Here is a 17,678-nt window from a genome sequence, read left to right as displayed (position 1 = left end):
GACCTCAATAAATAAAAGTATTAAAAAACATCAATTGTAAACCGTGCCTCGACCGGCACCCCGCATTGTTGCGTGCTCACGCGCAGCACGGGCGAGGCTTCCTTCGCTTCGTAACTGCGGGAAAACCAGCCCAGCGGCGGCGCCTCGACGCCGCGCAGCAGCGCCAGGTCGAGACCCGCGCCGGCGAACTCGACGCGCATCTGGAAAGCCCGCCCCCGCACCGTCGCCGTCAAACCGTCGACCCGCACGTCGAGCCCCGGCGCCAGGTGCCAGAACTGCTCGATGCTGTGCCCGCCGGCGGCGGCGAAACAGTCGCTGACATGCAGCTTGGCGCCGTCCGCCTCGAAGCGCACGCTGCGGCTGTGGCGCAGCGGGTCGGCCAGGCGCAGATAACCGTCGTGGGAGGCGCGGCAATCGAAGGACTGGGCCGACGCCGGCATGCGCTCCAGCGTCACGGCCGCCTTGCGCAACCACATGAAACGGCCGCCGCTGACGGACTGATCCTGGCCGTCGACGCGCACGGTGTTATGGGCCGAGGTGCCGCGGAAGTAGTCGCGCCATTGCTGGTCTTGCCAGTACGAATAGGTGCCGGGATCGACCAGGCATTCCTCGCCGCAGACTGACAGCGTCAGCGCCAGCGCGTCGGCGTGGCCGTGGGCGGCGATGCCCAGATAACCGAGCGGGCCGCAGTCGAACATGCCCTTGATCTCGCCCGCTTCGCCGAAGCGGCTGCCGAACAGCAGATAACCGCCTTCGGCGAAATTCCAGTCGCCGGGCGCGCCCGCGGCGGGCGCGAAGGCGGCCGGCAGCGGCCCCGGCAGCGCCGCCAGCAGCCAGCGCGCGCTCAGGCAGGCGGCGGCGCCGCCGGCCAGCGCCGCGCCCAAGGCCAGCAGCAGCTCGGCGCGGGCGCCGCCGGCGCCAGGTTCGAGGCGGAACACCATGCCGTCGTCGGCGTCGCCGACCATCGGCACGTGGCCGCCGACGTCGCGCACGGCGGCGAGGAAGTGCAGGCTGCGCCGCAGCGACTGCCAGTACGGCGCCGACAGCGGGTCGCCGCACGCCTGGCCGTACAGGCCGGCGACGACGAGGAATTCGGCGCTGAAGACGTGGTAGGAAAACGCCTGCTCGCGGTTGACGCCGTCGCCGGAATACTGGGCGATGGCCTGCTGCTCCAGCTCGCCCTTGGCGGCGGCGCGCCAGCGCGCCGACTGCGGCCAGCACGGCCAGGCGCAGGCGCCCACGTACAGGCCGGCCAGTTCGCCGAGCAAATGGTTGTTCGCCGACGAGTGGCGCGACAGGTGGCGCTGCAGGTACAGGCAGTGGGCGTAGATGCTGGCGAGCCAGTCGGCGCGCAGGCGCTGCCCGGCCGCCCCGGCGAACATCGGGCTGGCCTCGCCTCCCATCAGTTGCCAGATCAGGCTCCAGTTAATCAGGCGTATGCCGATTTCCAGCGAACTGGTCCAGTTCGGCCCGCGCAGCGGCGGGCACTGCTCCAGCCAGCCGCGCAACTGCGCCGCCAGGGCCTGGTCGTGGCCGGCGCCGGCCTCGATGCAATGGGCTTGCGCCAGGCGCACCAGGTGCAGGTGGCGGTTCAACTCCCACACATGCTTGATGTCGCCGACCAGCTGGCGGTCGGTGATGGCGATGGCGCCGGAAAAGCCGGCCGGGCCGAGGATGCCGCTGAGCGGGTCGCGGTTCCACTGCGGTTCGGCGCCGACCTCGAAGGCGCGCTCGGCGAACAGCGTCACGCGGCCGGCGCGGATGGCCGCGGCGTCGGCGACGCAGGCGGCCGCCTCGGCCTCGGTCAGGGACGGCGCGCCGGCTCCGGCCAGGGACGGCGCCGGGCCAGCCGCGCCCGGCGCGGTCCAGCCCAGCCAGCCGCGGCCCTCGGCGGCGTTCAGCGCCGCCTGCCGCAGGCGGTAAACGACTTCGGCGGCCGACATGCAGCGCAGCCGGTTGAGCAACCAGGTCAGGCGTCCGGCGCGGCCGCTCATGCGCCCTCCCGCAGACCGAGTTCGCGGTATAGCGCGGCCAGCCGCGCCAGCGCCGCCTCGGTGCTGTAGCGCGCCAGCACGGTGGCGCGGGCGGCGTGCCCCAGCCGCGCCCGCAGCGCGGCGTCGGCCAGCAGCGCGCGCAGCGCGCCGGCCAGCGCGGCGACGTCGCCGGGTTGCACCAGCAAGCCGTTCTCGCCCGCGCTCACGGCCTCGGGAATGGCGCCGACGGGCGTGACGACGACGGCCTTGCCGGCGGCCATGGCTTCCAGCATCGCCATCGGCAAGCCCTCGTGGTAAGACGGCAGCACGAACACGGTCGCGCGCGCCAGCTCGGCGTCGCGCTGCTCGGGGCCGACCCAACCCAGCAGCGACACATGGCCGCCGATCTGCAGGCGCGCGGCGCTGCGCTCGACGGCCGCCAGGTCGCCGTCGCCGCCCAGCGCCAGTTGCAGCGCAGGGAACTCCGGCACCAGCACGGCCATTGCCTCCAGCAAGTCGAAGACGCCCTTGTCCCGCTCGGCCCGGCCGAGGAAGAGCAGACGCGCCGGCGCCTCGGCGGCGGCGGCGCCGACGGGCGGCACCGGGACCGAGTTGGACACCACCCAGGTGCGCGCCTGCGGCGCGTACTCGCGCACGAAGCCGCTCCAGCTGTCCGACAGCGTGACCACGGCCGAGCTGCGGCTCAGGGTGCGGCGTATCCACCAGCGCAGCAGCGGCCCCGATTCGATTTGCGCGTACTCGCGGAAGCCGCCGCCGTGCAGGTGCAGCACCGTCTTGCGGCCGCAGGCCCGGGCGATCGCCAGGAGCAGCGATTTGCGCGCGAAGCTGGCGCGCGAGGACGTGTGGACATGGACGATGCCGGGGCGGTGGCGCAGGCAGATATACAAGACCCGCCAGACGGCGGCCAGCATCATGCGCAACTTGGTCCAGCGCGTGCTGTCCGCGTGCGTGGCGACGAAATACACTTGGTGGCGCTCGAAAAATCCCGCCTGGCGCAAGCCCTCGATCACGGCTGCGACCCCGCCCCTGCCCTCGTAGGCAGTGCCGATCATCAACACCTTCAACATATCCACCTTCACCACCACACCTCACCAATCACTGAATCGTCTTGCGCCGGGCGCCGCGGCACCATTGCCGCGCCTGCCCCTCATGCCCCCCGCGCCGGCATGGCCGCCCGCAGCCCCGCCGGCGCGGACGGCGCGCCACGGGGGAAAACGGACGGGGCAGGAAAAAAAAGGGGGAGCGCTCGCGCCGGCGGCAGGCCGTCGGCCCCGCGCAAACGCGATTACATGTACATAATACAATATCGGCGGGAAATCCGGGCCGCCAAGCGTGCGCGGCCTGCGGACTAGGCCGCCATCAATTGCTGGTAGACCTGCAATTCCCTGTCTATCCACGCCGGCACGCTGTAACCGGCGACGATGTGGCTGCGGGCGCGGCCGGCCCGCTCGCGCACGCCGGCGTAGTCGGCGCGCGCGGCGACGATGCTGCGGGCGAAGTCGGCGGCGTCGCCGGCGGCGAAATACAGCGCGTGCCGCTCCGGCTGCGCCACCTGGCGGTGGCCGTCTATGTCCGACAGCACCACCGGCACTTCGCAGGCCATGGCCTCGATGACGGCGGCCGGGCAACCCTCATTGTGCGAAGCCTGCACGTACAGGTCGAACTCGCGCTCCATCAGGGCCGGAATGTCGCTGACCTGGCCGGCGAAGCTGACGTGCTCGGCCAGCCCCTGCTGCGCCACGCGCGCCTGCAAAGGCGCGCGCAGCACGCCGTCGCCGACCAGGGTCAGGTGGACGTCGCGCAGGCCGTGCTCGCGCACCAGCAGACCAACGCCGTCGATGAGCAGCTCGATGTTTTTTTCCGGCGCCAGGCGGCCGACGAAGCCCAGGCGCAGACGCGCGCCGGCCTGGTGCGGCGCGCGCCGCCGGAAACGCTCCGTGTCGGTGGCGTTCGGCACCACGGCCAGGCGCGGGGCCGGCACGCCATAACCGGCCAGCATGTCGGCGATATGCTGGCCGACGCAAATGACGCGCCCCATATGCGCCAGATCGGCTACCATGCGCAGGCGTTTCAAACCGACAACAGCCGGCGCCGCGCCGCGGATCAGCGGCGTGGTGCCGATGGTGCGCACGAAGCGCACCTGCGGCAGCCAGCGCGCCAGCTGGTTCAGCCAGCGCGCGTTGGGGTTGAAATACAGGTGGACGATGTCGAACTTGCCGTCGACGATCAGGCGCCGCGCCGCGCGCACATAGCGCAGCAATTGCAGCGGGCGCGTGATGCCGCTCAGCGGCGGCAGGTCGACATGCAGGGGCACGTCGGGCGCGAAGGCGCGCGCCTCGCGCTCGGCCTCGGCGCGGACCACGCCGTCGAAGGCGATTTCGACATGGTGGCCGCGGCGCGCCAGTTCGCTGGCCTGCGCCAGCACCATGCGTTCCAGCGTACTGCAATTATTGATAGGGTAACCCATGAAACGGAGAATTCGCATGACACGTCCGAGTGGAAAATGAATGGAAGAAAGAAATTGCAGATATTATAATTTATCCGCGCCGCTCGCGGGGGCCGCGCGCCGGCCTGCGGTGCGCGGCCGGCTTGCTGTTGCAAGGCAATGAAATTTACTTGGGGATTGCTCTTTAACAATTTCCTTTGCTCTAGGCTAGTAGTATAGTTGAGATACCGTTCCTGATCCGGCAACGGCGGCCCGCGCCAGCACCGTGCGCGCCGTCCCGGACACCCCATCCGGGCGGTTGCTTTCCCGCGCTGCCAAGCCAGCCTGACCGGCACCACCATTTCTCGCATATTCAATAAGGCCGACTGCCTGCTGCCTGGTGTTTCGATCCATTCTCGGAGGTGTAAGATGATTTACAGCAAGAATAAAATGGCGGGCGCAATCGCCTTGTTGTTGGCCGCGGCCTCCGCGCCCAGCCACGCGGACTGGGCGTTTTCAACGGATCCAGCCGTGATCAAGCCGACGCCCGATTTCCTCCAGGTGCAGCCGCAAAACCCGCCATCGTTCGCCTGGGCCCGGCACCGCACGCTGCCCCCCTCGTATACGGTGGAACTCAGTTCCGGCGGCGTCGTCGTCGCCACCTACACCAGCACGCGCGGCTTTTTGCTACCGAGCAAGGCGCTGCCGGCCGGCACCTACAGCTGGCGCGTGCGGCCGTCCACCGTCGTCGAATGGTCGACCCCGCGCACCTTCGTCATCAACGCCACCTCGAAGGTGTTCGAGGTGCCCGAGTCGCCCACCATCCGCGCGGCCGCCCTGCTGAAGGCGCGGCCGCGCCAGTTGCCGCCCTCGGTGACGCGCAAGGACCTGTGGCCGAGCGCCATGCTGACCGCGCGCAGCGCCGCCCTGACGACGCTGACCAACCAGGTCGAGACGCGGATGCTGACGACGGCGACCATCGCCGACACCATGTGGCCGCTGGCCTACGCCAGCACGACGCTGACGGCGGCCAAGTCCGACCAGCAGGGCGACCTGAACCGCAAGATCGACTTTTTCAGCCGCCAGCTCGAATCGGCCTCGCTGCTGTACTATTTGACCGGCAACACCCGCTACCTGAACGAGGCGCTGTGGCGCGGCGACCAGCTGGCCGGGCTGGACCCCGTCGCCGGCCCCACCTCGTATGTGAACCAGGACCAGCTCACGCGCAAGATCGCGCTGTCGATGATCAAGGCCGTCGACTTCCTGACGACCAACTTGGGCGCGGAACGCAAGGCCCGCTGGCTGTCCAACGTCAATGTGCGGGCGGGCGCCTTCTACGCCGACCTGTCGCGCGACAACGGCCGGCTCGACCAGACGCCGTTCGACTCGCACGGCGGCAACACCCTGGGCTTCCTGGCGCTGATCGCCACGCTGTCGCTCGGTGACATTCCCGAGGCCAACAACTGGTTCGATTTCTCCTACCGCGCCTACCTCAATGCCGTGTTTGCCTGGAGCGGCCCGGAAGGCGGCTTCGCCAACGGCACCGCCTACGCCGAATACACCTGCGACGCCGCCCTGCAAGTGTGGCAGCCGCTGGGCCAGGCCACGGGCGTGAGCCTGTTCGACAAGCCCTGGTCGGTCGGCTTCATGCAATTCTTCATGCACTTCGAACCGCCGGGCGCGGCCGGCCACGTGTTCGGCGACGAGCACGAGATCAAGCCGATGGTGATTTACCCGAAAGCCTTCGCCGGGCGCGTCAAGTCGGCCAACGCCGCCTGGTACTACCAGAACCTGGCCGGCGCCGAGGACGCGCTGAGCCTGGTGCAAGCGCCCTACCCCCTGCCCTCCTCCACCATCACGCCGGTGGCGCCGCCGGACGCCGCGCTGTACCCGAGCATAGGCTGGGTGGCCATGCACAGCAGCATGACGACGCCCAAGCGCACCTCGGTGTTCTTCAAATCGAGCCCCTACGGTTCGTATAACCACAGCCACGCCGACCAGAACGGCCTGGTCATCGACAGCGGCGGGCGCCGCCTGCTGACCGAGGCCGGCTATTCGGACTACTTCTACTCGCCGCTGGCGGTCGACTGGTATCGCACGACGAAGGCGCACAACGCCATCACCTTCGACGGCGGCATCGGCCAGATCGGCACGGAGGGCGTGAAGAACCTGGGCCGCAACGGCAAGATCACGGCCTTCTCGACCACCCCCACCCTCGATTTCGCCGAGGGCGACGCGACGCCGGCCTACAACAGCGACACCGTCGTGGCGATGAAGTCGGCGATCCGCAAGGTCTGGTATTTGCGCGACCAGGATGTCGTCGTCGTGCTCGACCGGCTCGATTCGCCGCTGGCCCGCAAATACGAGTGGAACCTGCACGCGGCCGCGCCGATCAACCTCGGCGCGGACGGCGTGCTGCAGATCACCAACGTCGACCGCTCGCTGTGCATCAAGTCGCTGATCAACGACAGCGCCGCGCCCTACACCACGCGCCCGGCGCCGCCGCCCAAGGCCGGCACCTTCGAGGCCCATGGCGCCTTCGTCAAGGCCGTCGCCAACTACAAGGCGGAATTCCTGGTCGTGCTCGACGTCGGCTGCAAGCGCCCCGTCACGACCTTGACGACGCTGCCCAGCGGCGCCCGCTCGCTGAAGATCGGCACGCGCGAACTGACGCTGCCGAGCGCGCTGACGACCGTGGTGGCGCAGAAGTAGCCGCAACGGCGTGCCATGCCCGGCAGGGGCATGGCACGCCGCAGCCCAAACGGACGCGGCGCGGCGCGCGACGATGGTATAGTGACCACTTTTTCGCGCCGCCCGCGGCCCGTGCTCCTCCCATCCACTGCCTACCCTTGATGCCACCCGACTCCCTGAACATATTGCAACTGGTCCCGGAACCGGTGCCGACCTTCCGCGCCGACGTGGCGGTTCTTTTTGGAAAATACCTGCCGCGCCACGCCGTGCAGTGCGACCTGGTCGGCATGGCCAGCGCCCAGGCGCTGGAACAGCCGGGCTTCGTGTCGCTGCGCCGCGGCCGCTACTTCCAGAACCGCTGGCTGCGCGAACTGAGCTTTATCGGCGCCGCCACGGCCGCCCTGCTGGGCGCGCGCAAGTCCCGCTGCGACGTGATCCAGGTGCGCGACATGGTGCCGACCGGCCTGCTGGCGCTGCTGATCGCCCGCGCCAAGGGCATCCCTTTTTGCTACTGGGTGTCCTATCTGATGAGCGAAGGACGCATCGAAAGGTCGCGCCAGACGCTGGCCAGGCAGCCGCGCTGGCGCGACCGCCTGGTCTTGCTCAAGGGCCTCGTCGAGCAGGCCATCCTCTACCGCATCGTCCTGCCGCGCGCCCAGCACGTCTTCGTCCAGAGCGAGGCGATGCTGGAGCACATGCGCGCGCGCGGCATCGCCGCCGCCCGCATGACGGCCGTGCCGATGGGCGTCGACATGGAGTTGCTGGCCAACCGGACGGTGACCCCGACCCGCCCGGCCGGCTGGGAAACGGTGCCGCTGCTGGCCTACCTCGGCACCCTGGACCAGGCGCGCCAACTGGAACGCGTCGTCGACGCCCTGGCCATCGTCCGCCGCAGCGTGCCGGACGCGCGCCTGCTGCTGATCGGCGCCTCCAGCACGCCGCAGGACGTCACCAATCTGCTCGCCTATGTCGCCGCGGCCGGCCTGAGCGAGGCGGTGCGCGTCACCGGCTGGCTGCCGTCGGCCGAAGCCTGGGCCCTGCTGGCGGGCGCCGACGCGGCCGTCTCCTACGTGCCCCGCGGCGCGCTCTACGACGTCAGCTCGCCCACCAAGCTGCTGGAATACCTGGCGCTGGCCATGCCGGCGGTCGGCAACGACATTCCGGACCAGGTCACCGTGCTCACCGAGAGCCAGGCCGGCTGGCTGGCCGGCAGCACGCCGGACCAGCTGGCCCAGCACTTGCTGGCCATCCTGGCCGACCCGGACGCCGCGCGCCGCCGCGCCGCCGCCGGCCCGGCCTACATCGAGGCGGCCCGCAGCTACCGCGTGCTGGCGCAGCAGGTGGCGGCGCGCTACCGCCTGATCGCCGCGCCGCCCGCATGAACGGGCCGGCCCCATTAATGTTATCATGACGCAATGTTTTTTTAATAGCACGCTCCGCCGCAAAGCCGGCACCTCCCCCTCTTAACCAGCCCCGCCGCCGCGCGGCGCTATGCTACGACTTGGTATTATGTATGTGGATCTATTCGCTCCGATTTTCCCTACGCTCCCTATTGCGCGAACTGGTTCGCGGCTTCTGGGCCAGATATTGCCTCTATCCGCGCCTGGCGCGCAATGAACGCTCGCCCGAGGCGCTGGCAAGCTACATCGCACAACGCCGGCGCAGCCTCGGCCTGGCGCCGGCCGGGCACGGCGCGGCGCCGCGGCGTATCAGCGACACCGCCGGCCTGATCAGCAAGATCGACTTGAAGACCCGTCCGGCGCAATTCCTGCGCCCGCGCCGCCTCGGCAGCCTGATACGCGGCACCATCAAGACCAGCGGCAGCACCGGCCAGCCGCTGACGGTGATCCAGGATCTCGCCTGCGTGCTGCGCGAGGAAGCCTTCGTCTACCGCCAGTTGCGCTGGATCGGCTACCGCCACGGCGAGCGCCGCGCCTCGCTGCGCGGCGACATGGCCTGCGCCGCCGCGCCGCGCGACGGCCGCTACTGGTGCCGCGACTGGGTCGGCAACATGCTGCTGATGTCCTCCTACCACCTGTCGGCCCAGACCGTCGGCGCCTACATCGAGGCCCTCGAACGCTTCAACCCCACGGTCATCCACGCCTATCCCTCGTCGATCGCGACGCTGGCCAACTGGCTCAAGGCGAACGGCCGGCGCTACCAGGGCACGGCGCTGCGCGGCATCATGACCTCCTCCGAAACCCTGCTGCCGGAGGTGCGCGCCTGCGTCGACGCCACCTTCGGCGTGGCCACCTTCGACTGGTACGGCCAGGCCGAGCGCGTCGTCGCCATCGGCACCTGCGAACAGGGCAACTACCACCTGCTGACCGACTACAGCGACGTCGAATTGCTCGACACGGAAGGCCAGATCGAGCTGGTCGGCACCAGCCTGAACAACCGCGCCACCATCTTGCAGCGCTACCGCACGGGCGACCGCGTCACCCTGGCCGCCCAGGGCTGCGCCTGCGGCCGCGTCTTCCCCGTCATCGAATCTGTGCACGGCCGCAACGAACGCGTCATCGTGCTGCCGGACGGCCGCCAGGTGGGCCCGCTGGGCCATGTGTTCAAGGACGCCGCCCAGGTGCTCGAAGGGCAGATCATTTACCGCGGCAATGCCCGCTTCCTGTTGCGCGTGGTGCCGATGACGACGCTGTCGCCGGACGTGGCCGCGCAGTTGGTCGCCAATCTGCTGTACCGGGTGCCCGACGTCGAGGTCGAGGTCGAAGTGGTCGGCGCCATCCCGCGCGGCCCGAACGGCAAATTTGAATTTCTTTCCGTTGTGGAAGAGCCGCAGGCGCGCTAGCGGCGGCGCCCCGCGCCCGCGTGCGGAAAGTATCGCAGCGGGCGCGCCGCCGGCGCAAACTGGCGGCGCGCGCCATCGGCCATGTCAGCCCAGTACAGCTTGAAAATCTACAATACGCCTAAGGGAGGCGTCCCTCGCGCACGATAGAAAATGTCCATTTGCAAATAATTGCAATATAGATCACAATTGCCGGGTATTTCCATTTGTATCATTTTTCATATCCAACAAGGACCTGCCATGCAATTGCTACCCAAACATTTTGCCTCCACGCTATTCGCCTCGCTGTTGCTGTCCGCCGCAGCGGGCGCACAGGCTGAGTCCGTCGTGCTGAACGGTTTTTCGATCAATAATTTTAACGACGGTTACAGCCAGCCGGGTTTCTCCGTACTGAGCTCGACTGCCGGCGTCACCACACTGGCGCTCGATACCTTGCGCACACGTTCGAATGTCCTGTCAGGTGGCCTCCCTGCCGACAACTTTGAATATGGCATGTCGATGTCCCTGTTGGCCCAGAGTGGCTACAAGATCATTGGTTACTCGCTGTCCGGTGGCCTGGGCGGCAAGCTGGCAGTGGGGGCAGTTCCCAACGACCCGCGCTATCTGCCGGGTACGCCAGGCACGGCAAACAATCAAGCCAGACTGAACATTCAAACCGCGAACGCGACGCCGCACCATGACCCATTGTCCTACGTCAAGGATAACCTTAACGGCACGCAAACCTTTGAGCTGAGCGACCACTTCGGGGCCGGCAGCGACGCGCTGACGCTGGCGCTCAACTCCTTCGTCGGCAGCAATGCGACCTATACCTACTACTACGATCAGAATGCGCTCGATCCTTGGGACCGCGAGCAAAAATCTCCATCCCTCGCCTCGCTGAACATATTCAATTCGGTATTGACGATCTACACGGCGCCCCTGTCGCCCGTCCCTGAACCAGGAACGTGGATGATGCTGTCCTTGGGCCTGCTGTCATTGGCCTTGCTCAAGCGCAAACAAGCCTGATAAGAACGACGATCACGCCATGCCGCGCACCTCGGTGCGCGGCATGGCGCAATGGTATTTGAATGGCATAGTTTCTTCCTGAGGAATCAGAGACAAACTAAATTGCCAGACCACAATTCTCTGTTTAGTTGAAATGAATGCGCCGCCGGCTCAAGCGCCCTCGCCTCGTAAAGCGACAGCCGGGCGACGCCGGGGCGGCCTGATGCCGCCCCCCTCCCCACCTAGCGCGCCGGCAGCGGCAGCAGGTTGCGCCGGCCCAGCTCGATCGCCGCCCGGACCGCCCTCTCGCCGAAAGTCGCAATGACATAGGCCGCCACGCACAAGAGCAGCAGCGGCAGCGCGGGAAGCAGGATAGGCGGGATGGACCAGCCCATTTTTCCCAGCTTGATCACCATCGAGATGAGCATGTTTTCGTGCAGCAGATACAGCGGGTAACTGATGGCCCCCATCGTGACGAGCAGGCGGTTGTTCAGCGCGGACTGGATTTTTTTGCTGGCCACGGAAACGGCGAACAGGACCGCGATCGCCATCGCCGCCATCGCGTGCTTCAGGCTGGGCTCGGCGGCCAGACCGGCGCTCAGCAGCGCCGCCGCCAGCGACAGCCAGAACCAGCGGCGCGCGCCCGACTTGTGAAACAGGTAAAAACCGGCGCCGGCGGCGAACCAGCCGAAGTGGATGAAGGACAGTTGGGTCAGCCCGGCGTGCAGTGCCGCCAGATAGGCGTGCTCGATGTGCGCGTTCGCCATGGCGACGCCGATGGCCAAGCCGTAGGCGCCAAAAATGGCATAGATTAACTTCTCCCGGCCGAAGGCATAGAAAACCAGGGCCGAAAAAACATAAAATTTGACCTCGACATACAGCGACCAGAACGAGCCTTCCAAATAGCCCGGCGAGCTGCCCAGCAGGCTTTCCCACCATTGCGGCTCGATGAAGGTCAGGCTGGGCAGCAAGCTGCTGGCCGGCGGCATGCCGGCCGGACGCTCGTGAAAGAAGCCGGCAGTCAGGTAGATCAGCAAGGCGCAGATCAGCATGGCCGGGAACAGCCGCAGCCAGCGCCGGTACAGGAAGTCGCGTGCCCCCTGGCACTTTTCCAGCGTCATCAGGATGACGAAACCGGAAATCAGGAAGAATAGCTGGACGCCCACCCAGCCGGCCTTGAACAGGGGAATATTGGCGAACTGGGCGCCGTAAGGGACGAGTTCGCTCCAACGGCTGAACACGTGGTAGCCGATGACCAGCAAAATGGCTAGGCCGCGGTGCCCGTCAAGGTAGTTGATCCGGTTTGTCATTGGTGAGTATTAATATGAAAAATGCAAGCATATCAGGAATGCCGGAAACGCCGCGCCACGCATGAGGCCGGCTATACCATTGTCCCGCGCCGGCCGCGTGGCCGGCTGAGGCCGATCAAACCGGAGCAAGCGCGCCGGCATGGCCGGCCGTCTCTGGCCCATCGAGCATTATACGGAAAATGCAAGAAAATATACTAATATTTTCAAAAATGAAATATTTGGAGAGATTTCAAGAACGCCGCCGCGGGCCGCGGCGGCGCCGGCTTAGCGGCGGGCAGCCTCGAAAGCATTGAAGGAGATATGCCAGCGCGGCTTGATGCCCGCGTAGCCGAGCAGGCGCTGGACGGCGCGCTTGAAGAATTTGTCGCCCCACGACACGCTGTAGTGGTGGATGCCCAGCGTGGCCGGCGTCACGTCGGCGTACATCAACTGGCGCGGGTTGTTGGGCTGGTCCTGGTCGAAGGGATTGAACGGATAGAAACATTTCTGATCGAGGAGATGGATCAGGCCCGGACCGCACAGTTTCAGCGCCTGCGCCAGTATCAGCGGCGAGGAGACGAACAGCGAACGCCGGCTCAGGTCGTCGAGGATGATGGCACGCGCCTGCTCCATGACGGGGTCGCCGGCGTGGCAGGCGATGAAGGCGGCGCCGATGACGCGCTGGCTTTCACGGGCGCTGACGCAGCCTGCATGTTCCAGCACCGAATCGATCGACGTGATCAACTCCATGTCCGTGTCGAGGTAGACGCCGCCGTGCTTGGCCAGCACGTCGAAGCGCACCCAGTCCGAGACGAAGGCCCATTTGCGCTGCTTGATGGCGGCGCGGCAATACGGATTGTCGATGTCCGCATTTTCCTCGTTCCACAGGCGCAATTCGTAATCGGGGCAGTAGCGCTTCCACGATTCGATGCAGCGAAGGTGCAGCGGGCTCATCTCGCCCTTGCCGAACCAGCAATAATGTATCACTTTGGGTATCATGTTCTCAAGCCGCCAGGCGGCGCAGTAATAAAATTTTAATGGAAACCGCGAGCAGCACGTGCACGAGGAAGGCGAAGACGGTGCCGAGCAGGCCGAAGCGGCTGGTCAAGCCCCACAGCACGCCCAGATACAGGACGTTGGTGGCGACGGTGATCAGCGTCGTTTCGCGCATCTTGCCCAGCGACCAGTACAGCGCATGGGTGCTGACGAAGGTGCCCGCGCACACGGCCGTGACGAGGACGACGGTGAATTCGTTCAGGTAATCGCGCAGCCCCGTGAAAATGAGGGGCATCCACAGGCTCTTGCTCAGGTAGCACAGGATGCCGGCGGTGGCGACGACGACGAACAGCATCTTGACGGTCTTGATCCAGAGCGCAAACGCGCCCTTGCGGTCGCCGGCGTTCTCCCGCGCCGCGAACTCCGGGATCGAGGTCGTGTAGAACGGCGACGTGGCCATGTTGATCAAGCCGTAAATGCGCTTGAGGATGCTGAAGATGCCCAGGTTTTCCCCCGACAGGGCAAAGCCGAGGATGATGCGGTCGACATACACGACGGGCAAGTCGAAAATGGCTTGCAGCATGCCCCACTTGCCTGCCTTGACGATGCGCGCGTGGCTGACGGTGGATGCGCAGAGCTTGCCCTGTAGCGGCAGCCGGTCGGCGCCGATGATGGCGAACAAGGCCCCCAGGCGGAGGATTTCCGGGATGGCGTAGGCCAGCACCAGATTGCCGACGGTCGGCGAGAAATGCGCGACCAGGTGCAGGCAGATCAGCTTCAGCACGCTGGTCGACAGGCCGGCCAGCATCAACACATTGTAGCGGTCGACGAGGCGGAAGTAGGCGGTGTGGGTGCCGACGACGGGGAACACGGCCGACAGCGACAGCAGCAGCAGCTGCGGCGCCGAGAATTCCGCGATCTGCTGCAAGCCGGCCAGGTGCAGCAACAGCGCCACGGCGCCGACGATGCCGATGGCCAGCAACTCGTAGCGGAAGCTGGTCCACACCGCCCGCCGGAGCGCCGGCGTGTCCATCTGCCGCCCCGGCAACTCCACCAGCAACCCCTGCCAATACTGGAAGCTGGTGCAGACGAAGACGGCCAGGGCGATCGACTGCACCAGCACCAGGTGGCCGTAGGAGGCGATGCCGATCACTTTCAGGCTGATGGGAATGGTAAACACGCTCACGCCCGCCCCCGCCAGATTCAGCAGGAACATCATCGAACTATTTTTGACCAACTTTTGAAATGCCTTGCTCGATTCGGTCATACGTACTCAGTTTGTTTCATGACAGCGCCGGCGCCGGCGCGTGCCGGCGTGGCGGCGGCCGGCGCCGCCGCGGCGCCGAAGCGGCTCAGTTGGACGATACAGCCGAGGCAGAAGAAGCACAGCAGTTGTACCGAGAGCTCGTCGACCAGGTTGCGGTTGTAGATCAACGTGGACATCAGCAGCACCAGCGTAACCAGGCTGGTGTCGATGATGGCGTCCTGCTCGGGCGTGCCCTGGCCCCGCGCCAGGTAGCGGCGCGCCGCGACGATGCCGTACAACAGCATCGCGGCGAAGCTCAGCGTGCCGAGGATGCCGACGTCCCACAGCAGCGCGGCCAGCGCCGTCGCGTTCACCCGCAGCGGGCGGTAGCGCGCCGCGACGACGCCCATGCCCGTGCCGTCGCTGGTGGCGCTGGCGCCCGGGCCGTAGCCAACCAGGCGCTCCAGCACGCCGGGCACGGGGTCCTTGTACCACAGGTAGAGCGAGGCGCCGCGGCTGATTTCGCCGTTGCTGTATTTGATCTCGTGCGGGTCGAAGAAGTAGCCGCCCGTGTGGTTCAGCTTTTCTTCCAGCGTGTTGCCGGACGTGCCGCTCTCGCCCCAGTACAGGGCCTTGTACGCCAGGAAGGTACCGACGACGAAGACGAACAGGAAAAAGCCGTAGGCGAGGAAGGCGAAGACGTTTTTCAGCACGCGCTTGCGCATGATCAGGAAGAAGCTCAGCGGCAGCCAGAACAGCACGGCCTTGACCTCGCCCAGCAGAATATTCACCATGCCGACCAGCAGGATCGCCGCCAGCAACCAGACCGGCATCAAGCCGCGCATCCAGCGCGCGATGGCGTAGGTCATCGAGATGATCGAAAACAGCACCAGCACGGGGCTCATGCCGATGCCGAAGGTGCCGACCACGGCGTCCCAGCCGATCACCGCCATCATGAAGAAATGCTGGTAGGTGGCGACCGGCACCTGGCACACGCAGGCCACCAATATCAGCGTCCACAGCAGATTGATGCGCGCCTGCGACAGCTCGAAGCTGTACATCGCCAGCAGCACGCCGAACATCGGCACGCCGAAGCGCAGCGCCGAAATCACCTGGGCCGTCGTGGCGTGGCCGATCGCCAGGCCGAAGAAGAAGAACAACAGGTAGAGGGCGGCGGCGGCGAGGACGTAGCCGGAGCCCGTGCCGGTGCGGGCGCGGGTCTGGCGCAGGCGCTGGAAATTACTCAGCTCCATCAGCGTGCGGCACAGGAAGAAAAAGGCGAAGCCGCTGCCCATCCACGTCGTCAGGCGCAGGTGGAAAAAGGAGCCGCCTATGCCCTGCACCAGCAGCAGGTAGACGAACAGCAGCGGCAGCAAGTCCTTGGTGGAGACCAGGAAGATCACCGGCACGACGATCAGCACGCCGGCCAGCACGATGGTCAGCTGGTTCGAGCCGAGCGCGATGACGGCGCCGAGGAAGGCGGCCAGCAGCAAGGCGGCCAAAACGCCCAGCACCAGCGAGAAACGGGGCCGCCGCGGCAGGCGCCGCAGCAGGCTGCCCGGGGCCGGCAGGCGGCCCAGCGGCGGCGCATACGCCGCCAGTTTTTTTTGCAAGAGATTCATAGTTATTCCGTCTGTTCCATCGGACCGGCGCGCGGCCCTGGCCCGGCGGGCGCGCGGCCCCTTATTGCGCCAGGCCGGCGAAGTGGTGGCGCTGCTCCGGCGTCATCGCCGCCATCATCTCGCTGATGAATTCCTGCTGCAGCTTGTAGCCGGCGGCGTTGTCGGCCGTGATGCTCGACACCCGCATCAGCGTGGCGTCGGGAATCAGGCCCTTCAGCGCATACGCCAGCTTGGCCTTCTTCATTTGCCAGGAGTCGTTGACGGCCTTGTCGCCGACCACGATCCAGTAGGTGATCGGCTCGTTGCGGTTGTACATGGACGCCACCAGCCGCGCCGACGGGATCGGCCCGGCGCTGGTGGCCAGCGGCCCCAGCGTGGTGGCGCCGACGGCGAAGCCCTGGCCGCCGTAGCAGCCCTCGGGGAAGTGCACGGACAGGCCGTCGGTCTGGTCGGTGCCGTAGGCGATCGACAGCATGATGCGCTCGCCGTTGCGGTTGACGTAGGTGCGCGACAGCGTCTGCGCGTAGATGCGCTGGATTTCCGCCTGGGCCGTCGGGTTGACGACGGCCGACAGCAGCGCGCGGTCCTCTTCCCAGTTGCCGAACTGGACGGGGATGGACGCGGCCAGGTCGATGCGCGGCCGGCTGTCGGCGATGCGCACGGTCGGCGTGGCGACCTTGGCCAGGCCGGCGCTGAGCAACATCACGGCGCCCAGCGCCAGGCTGGCGACAAAAGAATGTTTCATGGGTAAGCCTTGTCGTTGGGGACCGCGCGGCGCGACTGGCGCGCCGCGATCAGCCATTGCAGCAGCGTGTCCGTGCTGATGATGAGCACCAGGGCGCTGACGAACAGCACCATGCCGGCGAAGCCGTGCAGGAAGCCCTGGCCGGCCGCGTCGCCGAAGTAATAGGTGATCAGCGTCAGGGCCAGCACCCGCAGCACGTTGGCGCTGAAGGAAATCGGCACGATCAGGATCGCCAGCACGACGTTGCGGAAGGTCGAGGTGTGGTGCACGACATTCAGGTAGAACAGGCCCAGCGACTCCAGCGCGAGCAGGGTCTGCAGGCCGGCGCAGGCGTCGGCGACGAGCAACTGGTACTGGCCGATCTGCAGGATCACGCCGCTGCGGGCGATCGGGTAGCCGGCCCAGAACAGCAGGTGCTCGGTGGTGTAGGAGACGGCCATCTTCATCGGCATGGTCAGCATGGCCACGACGGAGGCCGGCAGCGGGATCATGAACAGCATGAAGAAGAAGGGGAACCACAGCGTGCGCACGGCGCGGGCGCCGAGCTTGAGCCAGGCGATGGCCACCATGGCCCAGACGAAGGAGGCGAATTCGAAGGCGAGGATCTGCTGCGAGCGGCCGACGATGTACAGCAGCATGCCCAGCAGCAGGGCGATCCAGGCCGGCACCGAGCCCATGTTGTCGCGGGCCACGGCGGCGACGTCGGCGCGCCGCTTGAACAGCAGCCACAGCGACAGCGCCAGGATGATCGGGCCGTGCGCCGAATCCTCGTAGGTCCACACCTGCGTCATGAAGGTGTGGAAGGAAGGCACGAACAGCACGAGGAAGCCGACGGCGACCGGCAACCAGCCGCGCAGCGCGGCGGGCGACGGCATGGCCGCCCGCC

The 17,678-nt window shown here is 66.8% G+C and carries 13 protein-coding genes; 4 read left to right on the top strand and 9 right to left on the bottom strand.

Annotated features, from left to right (window positions below; translation table 11 throughout):
• Window positions 1–20: 20 nt before the first annotated feature.
• The 3 genes from OIK44_RS08465 to OIK44_RS08455 form a co-directional block, all read right to left on the bottom strand.
• Window positions 21–1,994 (bottom strand): heparinase II/III family protein, encoded by a 1,974-nt coding sequence (locus OIK44_RS08465; protein WP_273670287.1) that lies wholly within the window; start codon window positions 1,992–1,994, stop codon window positions 21–23.
• Window positions 1,991–3,046: a glycosyltransferase gene (locus OIK44_RS08460; RefSeq protein ID WP_273670286.1), complete on the bottom strand. Its 1,056-nt coding sequence runs from the start codon at window positions 3,044–3,046 to the stop codon at window positions 1,991–1,993. The genes OIK44_RS08465 and OIK44_RS08460 overlap by 4 nt, the downstream gene beginning before the upstream one ends.
• Before the next feature lie 296 nt (window positions 3,047–3,342).
• Window positions 3,343–4,479 carry a glycosyltransferase gene (locus OIK44_RS08455; RefSeq protein WP_273670285.1) on the bottom strand — a complete coding sequence of 379 codons (1,137 nt, stop codon included), beginning with the start codon at window positions 4,477–4,479 and terminating at the stop codon, window positions 3,343–3,345.
• Window positions 4,480–4,950: 471 nt separating this feature from the next.
• Here OIK44_RS08455 and OIK44_RS08450 point away from each other — a divergent pair, with 471 nt between their 5' ends.
• The 4 genes from OIK44_RS08450 to OIK44_RS08435 all read left to right on the top strand — a co-directional run bounded on the left by OIK44_RS08450 (window position 4,951) and on the right by OIK44_RS08435 (window position 10,915).
• Window positions 4,951–7,131, top strand: a complete 2,181-nt coding sequence (locus OIK44_RS08450) for a DUF4962 domain-containing protein (RefSeq protein WP_273670284.1) — start codon at window positions 4,951–4,953, stop codon at window positions 7,129–7,131.
• Window positions 7,132–7,271: 140 nt separating this feature from the next.
• A complete protein-coding gene (locus OIK44_RS08445; RefSeq protein ID WP_273670283.1) occupies window positions 7,272–8,492 on the top strand; it encodes a glycosyltransferase in 1,221 nt (406 codons plus the stop codon).
• 170 nt (window positions 8,493–8,662) lie between these two features.
• Window positions 8,663–9,913 (top strand): phenylacetate--CoA ligase family protein, encoded by a 1,251-nt coding sequence (locus OIK44_RS08440; protein WP_273670282.1) that lies wholly within the window; start codon window positions 8,663–8,665, stop codon window positions 9,911–9,913.
• Window positions 9,914–10,150: 237 nt separating this feature from the next.
• Window positions 10,151–10,915, top strand: coding sequence for a PEP-CTERM sorting domain-containing protein (locus OIK44_RS08435; RefSeq protein WP_273670281.1), 765 nt, complete (start codon window positions 10,151–10,153; stop codon window positions 10,913–10,915).
• Between the two features lie 221 nt (window positions 10,916–11,136).
• Here the strand turns inward: OIK44_RS08435 and OIK44_RS08430 are convergent, their stop codons facing one another.
• The 6 genes from OIK44_RS08430 to xrtB form a co-directional block, all read right to left on the bottom strand.
• Window positions 11,137–12,204 (bottom strand): acyltransferase family protein, encoded by a 1,068-nt coding sequence (locus OIK44_RS08430; RefSeq protein WP_273670280.1) that lies wholly within the window; start codon window positions 12,202–12,204, stop codon window positions 11,137–11,139.
• Between the two features lie 264 nt (window positions 12,205–12,468).
• Complete coding sequence (locus OIK44_RS08425) at window positions 12,469–13,182, bottom strand: glycosyltransferase family 32 protein (protein WP_273670279.1); 714 nt, start codon at window positions 13,180–13,182, stop codon at window positions 12,469–12,471.
• A gap of 4 nt (window positions 13,183–13,186) precedes the next feature.
• Window positions 13,187–14,398, bottom strand: coding sequence for a lipopolysaccharide biosynthesis protein (locus OIK44_RS08420; protein ID WP_273670278.1), 1,212 nt, complete (start codon window positions 14,396–14,398; stop codon window positions 13,187–13,189).
• Window positions 14,399–14,442: 44 nt separating this feature from the next.
• On the bottom strand, window positions 14,443–16,047 hold the full coding sequence (locus tag OIK44_RS08415; protein ID WP_273670277.1) for a hypothetical protein: 1,605 nt from the start codon (window positions 16,045–16,047) through the stop codon (window positions 14,443–14,445).
• A 61-nt stretch (window positions 16,048–16,108) separates the two neighbouring features.
• Window positions 16,109–16,792 (bottom strand): exosortase-associated protein EpsI, B-type, encoded by a 684-nt coding sequence (epsI, locus tag OIK44_RS08410; protein WP_273670276.1) that lies wholly within the window; start codon window positions 16,790–16,792, stop codon window positions 16,109–16,111.
• Complete coding sequence (gene xrtB, locus OIK44_RS08405) at window positions 16,789–17,667, bottom strand: exosortase B (protein ID WP_273670275.1); 879 nt, start codon at window positions 17,665–17,667, stop codon at window positions 16,789–16,791. The genes epsI and xrtB overlap by 4 nt, the downstream gene beginning before the upstream one ends.
• Window positions 17,668–17,678 lie beyond the last annotated feature (11 nt).

The sequence above is a fragment of the Janthinobacterium fluminis genome (genome assembly GCF_028595325.1).
Lineage (GTDB): Bacteria > Pseudomonadota > Gammaproteobacteria > Burkholderiales > Burkholderiaceae_D > Janthinobacterium > Janthinobacterium fluminis.
Note: the sequence above shows the minus strand (reverse complement) of the source record. Positions and strands in the feature narration are given on the sequence as shown.